Annotated in this window: 6 protein-coding genes; 2 read left to right on the top strand and 4 right to left on the bottom strand. The window is 57.5% G+C overall.

Annotated features, from left to right (window positions below; translation table 11 throughout):
- Nucleotides 1–47: 47 nt before the first annotated feature.
- Nucleotides 48–428 carry an AAA family ATPase gene (locus tag FGQ61_RS09400; RefSeq protein ID WP_229025989.1) on the bottom strand — a complete coding sequence of 127 codons (381 nt, stop codon included), beginning with the start codon at nt 426–428 and terminating at the stop codon, nt 48–50.
- A 389-nt stretch (nt 429–817) separates the two neighbouring features.
- On the opposite strand from FGQ61_RS09400, the gene FGQ61_RS09395 reads away from it, so the two are divergent.
- Nucleotides 818–2,068 (top strand): MFS transporter, encoded by a 1,251-nt coding sequence (locus tag FGQ61_RS09395; RefSeq protein WP_249360980.1) that lies wholly within the window; start codon nt 818–820, stop codon nt 2,066–2,068.
- A 45-nt stretch (nt 2,069–2,113) separates the two neighbouring features.
- Nucleotides 2,114–2,560 carry a low molecular weight protein-tyrosine-phosphatase gene (locus tag FGQ61_RS09390; RefSeq protein WP_171021570.1) on the top strand — a complete coding sequence of 149 codons (447 nt, stop codon included), beginning with the start codon at nt 2,114–2,116 and terminating at the stop codon, nt 2,558–2,560.
- Between the two features lie 186 nt (nt 2,561–2,746).
- Here FGQ61_RS09390 and FGQ61_RS09385 read toward each other — a convergent pair whose 3' ends face one another.
- From FGQ61_RS09385 to FGQ61_RS09375, 3 genes are all read right to left on the bottom strand, one after another.
- Nucleotides 2,747–4,108 carry an ATP-binding protein gene (locus FGQ61_RS09385; protein ID WP_138375354.1) on the bottom strand — a complete coding sequence of 454 codons (1,362 nt, stop codon included), beginning with the start codon at nt 4,106–4,108 and terminating at the stop codon, nt 2,747–2,749.
- 184 nt (nt 4,109–4,292) lie between these two features.
- Complete coding sequence (locus tag FGQ61_RS09380) at nt 4,293–4,622, bottom strand: TIGR04076 family protein (RefSeq protein ID WP_192923947.1); 330 nt, start codon at nt 4,620–4,622, stop codon at nt 4,293–4,295.
- A complete protein-coding gene (locus tag FGQ61_RS09375; protein WP_138375353.1) occupies nt 4,615–5,439 on the bottom strand; it encodes a PfkB family carbohydrate kinase in 825 nt (274 codons plus the stop codon). Before FGQ61_RS09375 ends, FGQ61_RS09380 begins: the two co-directional genes overlap by 8 nt.
- Nucleotides 5,440–5,856: the final 417 nt, after the last annotated feature.

Below are 5,856 nucleotides of genomic sequence, written 5' to 3'. Positions count from 1 at the left end.
GGATTTAAACCGGGCTCAAACGAACATGCCTATTGACAATGGCTTTCTCATATTAGCAAAAAGGCATTGGAGCCCGTGACATAGATATCGCACGGCAAATCCACTCGGAGCGAGTTGACCGCCTTTTCCCAACCTTCGACATTCTGGAGCTCGTCAAAGAACAGGTAGGGATGATCGATGCCGTCAATGCGCTCCCGGACCATACGATAAAACGTCAGATAATCCGTAATTCCCGTGTACTCTAGAGATTCCATCTTAAAGGTCAGCAAACGCTCGGCTGGCACCCCCTGTTGCGCCAGATAGTCCCTCATCATGTCCAATAACGTTGATTTGCCACAACGGCGTATGCCCGTCACGATTTTGATGAGGTCGGTATCCTGAAAAGCAATGAGTCGATCAAGATAACGGCTTCGGCGAACGATATCCATAGAGTCTCCCTAGCGCCCGGCCAGACATGAAATCTTATAAACTTGCATTTTTTGCAAGTTTATAAGATGTTACCTTAGAAACTTGAAGAATTTGCAAGTTTCTAAGGAATGGAATGTGACAAACGGACTGTCCCTTTGTCACATCGCGAGGGCAGCGCGAATGGAGGGGGCCTCGAGGGCCTCCTCAAGCGCAAACTTGCCCTCGCCCACTGCAACCTTTGTCGTGTGCATACCCATGGGATCTCCTGTCGCCCGCGATGTACCTGAGACCATCTTCGCCTGTATTGCGACTATACAGGCAAGCTCTCCATGTGACAAAGAGACTGTCCCTTTGTCACATTCTGTTAGAGTTGCAGGGATTGAATCCCGCTTATTCATGCGACATTGGAGTGACAACCTTGACCGCCGCAACCACGCCAAAAAGTAAGTCAACTGCCGCCGCGCTCTCCCCCGCACGCACCAAGCTCTGCCTGGCGCTGCTCGTGCTGTTGGGATTCTCGCTCGGCTGCTCCGAGTTCGTGGTCGTCGGCATCGAAAGCGACCTAGCGACGGAACTCGGCGTATCGCTTGCCACCGCAGGCCAACTTATTAGCGTGTTCGCACTGGTCTACGCTATCGCGACGCCGGCGCTCGCGCTCAGCACGGGGCACTTCCGCCGTTACCAGCTGCTCGTGTGCTATAGCATCGTCTTTGTGCTCGGCAACCTGGTCATGGCGCTGGCACCCAACTTTCAAGTGCTGTTCGCCTCGCGCATCATCTTGGGCTCCGTCTCGGGCGCACTGCTCGCCGTGGGCGTGACGTATATCCCCGAGCTGCTGTCCCCGCAGCAAACTTCGCTTGCCATCTCGGTGGTGTACGGCGCGTTTTCCGTGGCGATGGTCTTTGTCACTTCGATCGGCAAGTTTGTGGCCGATACGCTCGATTGGCACGTGGCCATGTACGGCACGCTGGCCTTTGCCGTTCTGATCTGCGGAGCGCTCGTGATGTTTATGCCGCGCGCTGGGCAAACCGACGAGCCCGCCACCTTTCGCGAGCAGGCGGGTCTGCTACGCGAGCCGAGCATCGTCACCGGCATGCTCATCTTTTTGTTTGGCGTGGGGTCGGTCTACGTTTTCTATGGCTACGTGACGCCTTATCTTGAGCAGGTGCTGGGCATGGGCACGGTCGAAGCCAGTACCACGCTCATGGCCTACGGCGTGTTCTGCCTGATCTCGAACATCCTGGGCGGATGGATCGATGCGCGCTTTGGCATGAAGGCGCTGCTTGTGACGTTCGTGCTGCAGGCTGCGGCGTTACTCGGGCTGTTTGCTGTGGGCGGCACCATGCCGCTCGCGCTGGCCTTTGTCTTTAGCTTGGCGCTGCTCATGTACTTGTTCTCGGTGTCGTGCATCACGCACTTCATGGACGTGGCACGCAGCCGCCATCCCAAGTCGATGGTACTCGCAAGTTCGGTTGAGCCCATGGCGTTTAACGTCGGCATCTCGTTTGGCACCGCAGTGGGCGGCGCCGTGGTAAGCAGCATTGGCATTGCGCACGTAGGCGCAGTGGGTGCCGCGTTCTCGCTTGTGGCCTGGGTGCTTACGCTGGTGACGATTAAATTGGCTCACTGGGAGCGCAGGCGGGCAAGGGCGCAGGCGTAGATGCGATACTCGAGCTCGATGATGGCGATCGAAAGGAAACCGCATATGCAACGTGTACTGTTTATCTGCCATGGGAACATCTGTCGCTCGACGATGGCTGAGTCCGTGTTTACCGACCTAGTGCGGCGCGCCGGGCGCGCGGGCGAGTTTGTCATTGATTCCGCTGCGACCTCGACCGAGGAGATCGGCAACCCGCCACACCACGGCACCATTGCCAAACTACGCGAGGTCGGGATTCCCGTCGTCGCACATCGCGCGCGTCAGGTGCGTCGCGCGGAGTATGGCGACTGGGACCACATTGTCTATATGGACGACGAGAACGCCTGCGGCCTGCACCGTATCTTTGGGAAGGACCCCGATGGCAAGATCTCGCGCCTGCTCGATTGGACCGATCGCCCCGGCGACGTGGCCGATCCCTGGTACACCGGCAATTTCGACGCCACCTACCGCGATGTACTCGCCGGTTGCACCGCTATGCTCGAGCAGCTGTAGGCGCTCGGGCGGCGCGGGCACACGGGCCACGCCATCGGCATAAAACGAGCGTGGATTTTCTCCCACTTTGAGCGTTCGAGCGCGCTCTAAACGGGAGAAAATCCACGCTCGTTATCTCGGTGGGAGAAAATCCACACTCATGAATGTGACAAAGGGGCTGTCCCTTTGTCACATCCGGGACTGGCCCTAGACCGGCTTGACCTCCAGCTTTATCCCCTCGGCACAGGAGTCGCCCAAAACATCCGAAAGGGCCCAGGTCGCATATAGCGGCAAATAGAGAACCGCTCCATTGCGCTCAACGTTGCCTCTCGAGAAAACAATCCCGAGCCTTACGCCATATTCAGCCGTATCAAGCACATGGCCGAGCGCAGCGTGCGCGTGGTAATAGGAGCCCGATTTAACCTCGATCGGAACAGCCGTCCCATCCGGTCCATCGACCACAAAGTCCACTTCACCACGCTTTTTTGTCTGATAGTAGTAAAGCTGGCGATTTTGGGCAGTCAGCTGCTGGGCCACCACGTTTTCGTAAATGCCGCCCAGATTGGGCTCCTTGCTATCAAGATACGCCGCTTGGGCGACTCCAACGGGGTAGCGCGCCATCAACATGCCCGTATCCGATTGATATAGCTTGAACTGCGATGGCCGTGCCGTCTTGAGCAGGGGCGATTTTGGCTCGGTTACGATATCTGCTTTGAGAGCAACGCCGGCATCGACAAGCCATACAAAATCTCGCTGATACTTCTCGTAGTGAGCCTTGGGGTCAATGGAATTGAGCACGAAGCGCTTATTTTCGCCCTCGAGCATAATAGGGAGCTGATCGTAGATGCTCTGCACCTGAAGGGCTCGCCCGCTTGCATACTTGGAGATATCCCGCCGGTACTGTTCGTTGAGCTCTGACTGTAGCTGACGAACAGAGGCAAGATCGCCCTGCGTGTCAAGGAAACGCTGCACGACCTCCGGCATTCCGCCGACAACGGTATAGGTCCTGAAGTTTGCCATCATCGCGTCATGAATGTAATCAGGAATGGGCCTCTCGCTGATACACGCGTCACGTATCGTTTGGCGAGCCCCCTCGCTCACCCCGGTTGCCCAGCAAAACTCCTCAAAATCGAGCGGGAACATCCTAAGCTCGTGGACATACCCCACGGGATAGGACCTGACGCCCTTGAACTGGGTCCCGAGCATTGACCCCGAAAACGCCCAGCGGCACCTCCCGTCCTCAACAAGGAACTTTGCCATCGTCATGATGTCGGGGGCCTCTTGGACCTCATCGATAAACACGAGCGTTTTGCCTGGTGCAATCGACTTTCCCGAAAGAAGCGTCACCCTGCTGATGAAATCATCGGCATCCCGCGCCTCGAGAAGAGCATCTTTTGCCTGACGATTTTCCATGAGGTTAAGCTCGATGTAGGTTGCATGGTTGGCTTTGCCAAATGCGCGAATCGAATAGCTTTTGCCGATCTGGCGAGAACCCGTAATGAATAAGGCCTTTTGCTCGGCAGACTTCAGCCAACGCTCCAGCTCTGCCGCTATTTTCCTGCGCAGCATAGGCTCTCCCCTCGGTGTCATCAAATGAAATGCAAAGTTTTATACGCTTGATTATCGATGAAACGCAGAATTTTTAGAACCTGAAATCGGATGAAATGCAGAGATTTAAGATTATAAGCAAAAAAGAAGGGACAGCACCCGCGAATGTGACAAAAGAACTGTCACTTTGTCACATTGCGCTCGACTACTCGTCGACGATCTCAGCAAGCCAGACGTTCAGCGTATCGACCTCGGGGCAGCAGAACTTTGCCGTACCGGGCTCGTTGCCAGGCACGGTTCCGCCATAGCGCAGGATATCTATATAGGGAAAGCCCACATGGCAGGCCATGGTGCACATCTTGCCGCGGTCGCGGTCGAAGTCGAAGACGTCACCCGGCTTGTGCCCGTGATGGCAGCGGCATGTGCCCAGCTGGTCCGCGCAGCTAATGCGAATACGCGGACGCTTGCCACGCGGCGCGCCGAGCGGCTTGTTCTCGCCCGCCGCCTCGGTACTGCTCTCGTCGGCGTTACTCATGGTCAATCACATCCAGGCAGGCCTCGATGGGAAGGCCGGCGGACTTATCCTCCTGGTCGGCATTGCGCTCGATGAGCTCCGCTACCACACGCATGGCATCGCTCGTCGCGCGCTGCAGGCTCCAACCGGCCATAACGCGGCCGACGAGCACTGCCGAGAACGTGTCGCCCGTGCCCGGGAAGTAAACCGGGATCAAGTCGAAGGGAATCGTAAAGTACTCCCCCGCCACATGGTCGTAACCGATAACGGCGTTCGCACTGTCGACCACAGCGCTCGTAATGACCACCGACTTGGCGCCCAGGGCACGCACGTCATCCACAAGAGCGCGGCCCTCATCGGGCGTGATTTGCTCGGCAATGGGCGCATCGGTGAGCAGGCACGCCTCGGTGTAGTTTGGCACCGCATAGTCGGCGCACTCGAGCAGGCTGCGCATGAGACCAATCGTGGACTCGGGCACGCCGGCGTAGAGCTTGCCGTTGTCGCCCATGATGGGGTCGACGAACACCTTGGTGCCCTTTTGCGCACGGCGGTGGCAAAAGTCCGAGATGATGCGCGTCTCTTCCTCGGTCACGATAAAGCCGGTCGAGATGGCGTCGAACTCAAACCCGAGCTCCTCCCAGATAGCGAGGCTCTGGCGCACGTACTCGGTGGTGTCATGGATGTAGAACTTGGGATAGTTGAGCGTATCGGACACCAGCGCCGTCGGCAGGTTGTGGATGCGATAGCCCATGTGCGACAGCACCGGCAGCATGGCGGAGAGCGCGACCTTGCCGTAGCCGCACATATCGTTGATCAGCAGCAGCTGAGTGTTCTTCATGAGGGTCTCCCTTGGTTCGGGCACGGCGCAGCAGCGCCACAGTGCGACTAAGTGTAGCGCAGGGGACGTTGTGAGCGGGCGCTACGGTCGCGAAGAGCGCATTGTTGCGAAAAGGTTACGAAAACGAGGTAGTCGTTGGGGACGTTCTTAAATGACTAGTCAAACAAGAACGTCCCCAACGACTATCCCGGCAATTAGCCCAAGGAGTGTCCCCAAGTGCCGGCACATAAGGAACGTCCCTAAGTGCCAAAACGACTGGTCGGGCAACGCCGATGTTTTGGCGAAGTCAGACACTATGACCCAATCCAGGGGCACGGAAACGACAGGAGCCCCCGCTCGTGACCGCGGGTCGGGGCTGCGACTGGATTGGCTACACTGATGTGGACAGTTCCGGGAGGGGCGCAGGAGACGGGAGGG

It is taken from the genome of Collinsella aerofaciens (assembly GCF_005844325.1).
Classification (GTDB): domain Bacteria; phylum Actinomycetota; class Coriobacteriia; order Coriobacteriales; family Coriobacteriaceae; genus Collinsella; species Collinsella aerofaciens_G.
This window is presented reverse-complemented; position numbering and strand designations above follow the sequence as displayed.